Below are 1,659 nucleotides of genomic sequence, written 5' to 3'. Positions count from 1 at the left end.
GGCTTGTCAGATTTCTCTTTCAAGCCTCACGCCTAAGGGCTGAGGTTCCTGACGAGCTTTTCTCGCGACTTGAGGTCAGCCTTTATGAGGTCTTTTCACCAGTATGCCCCAGTATCTGGCGGAATGAGCGGACAAATTTTTAAAAAATTGCAAAAGAGCAAGGAAAAGTATAATAATCCTATTCTCTCTCCCCCATTCCCTCCTCCCTCTTAATTGATAATCGTTCATTGAAAAAACCGTGTTTACTGGATTAATTCAAGGATTGGGCAAAATTCAGCCTCAAGGTAGAGATCGATTTACTATTTCTGTTGAGAAAGAAAATTCGTCGGGAATTCTCCCAGATTTAGAAATTGGCGATAGTGTTGCTGTTGATGGAGTTTGTTTAACGGTTGAGGAAATTTCTCCCCGAGGATTTATCGCGACGGCTTCTCCGGAAACTTTACAGCGCACTAGCTTGGGAATAAAAAGTGAAATATCAAGTTCTGTTAATCTAGAAACCTCACTGCGTGCCGGAGGTAAGATTGGCGGGCATTTTGTTACGGGTCATGTGGATGGTGTGGGCTGTTTGCTTGAGTCGGTGCAAAGCGATCGCGCTTGGGAAATGAAGTTTGTCCCAGTCTCTTCTTGGGCTGCTCAGTGGTCGCGCCACATTGCCCGCTATATTGTTTCTAAGGGGAGTATTGCGGTTAATGGCATTAGTTTAACGATCGCCGACTGCGATCGCGCGGGGAATTGGTTTACCGTCGCTGTTATTCCCCATACCTACACCGAAACCAATCTCTCCTCTCTTCAGCCTGGAGATTGGGTTAATTTGGAGGGAGATATTTTAGGAAAATATGTAGAAAAATTATTGGGCTATTCTACTCCTGAAGAAACGCGATCGCAAGATGTTGACTTGACTTTTTTAGCAGAACACGGATATGGTTGATAGTTGATAATTGATAGCGATTCACTGAGTTTGTTCAAGTATTGAAAAGATTTTGAATATGGATGATAAAACGCGATTGAAGGAACATTTACTGGAAGTTATTCGCGATCGCGATCCTTTTTTCGCATCCGCAGGACATTTTTATGTTCGTGAATATATCTATCAACAATTGCAACAATGGGGAACAGTAGAACGCGATCGCTTTCAATTTAATGGTCGCACTCATCAAAATCTTGTCCTCAAACTTCCTTCTCGTAATCCTAACAACAAACCTAGCATTTTAATTGGCGCTCATTACGATACCGTTCCTAATTCTTCTGGTGCTGATGATAATGCAACAGGTGTTGCCGTTTTATTAGAATTAGCTCGTATTTTTGCCACCGATCCTTGCGACTATCCTTTACAATTAGTTGCTTTCGATCTTGAAGAATTTGGCTTACACGGAAGCCGAAATTATGCCCAGAAATTGCGCCAGAAAAAAGAGCCTTTATACTTAGCAATTGCTCTGGAAATGCTAGGCTATTTTGATACAACTCCTAACTCTCAACAGTATCCTCCAGGACTAAAATACTTTTACCCCGATCGCGGCGATTTTATTGCACTATTGGGCAGTTTAAGAACAATTCCCGATCTGATTTCTTTGCATCGCAATTTCTTAAAAAACGAGATATCCTGTCAGTGGCTACCCGTTCCTTTTAGGGGATATATCCTTCCCGATACTCGTCGTAGCG

At 42.3% G+C, this 1,659-nt stretch carries 2 protein-coding genes; both read left to right on the top strand.

Features of this window, described 5'->3' with window-relative positions; genetic code table 11:
• Nucleotides 1–238 precede the first annotated feature (238 nt).
• Entirely contained in the window at nucleotides 239–928 is a 690-nt protein-coding gene (gene ribE, locus VB714_RS27185) for a riboflavin synthase (protein ID WP_323228455.1), read from the top strand.
• 58 nt (nucleotides 929–986) lie between these two features.
• Nucleotides 987–1,659 (top strand): M28 family peptidase (locus VB714_RS27180; RefSeq protein WP_323228454.1); only part of this gene is annotated, 673 nt, incomplete at its 3' end.

The sequence above is a fragment of the Spirulina sp. 06S082 genome (assembly GCF_034932145.1).
Classification (GTDB): domain Bacteria; phylum Cyanobacteriota; class Cyanobacteriia; order Cyanobacteriales; family Spirulinaceae; genus CCY15215.
Note: the sequence above shows the minus strand (reverse complement) of the source record. Positions and strands in the feature narration are given on the sequence as shown.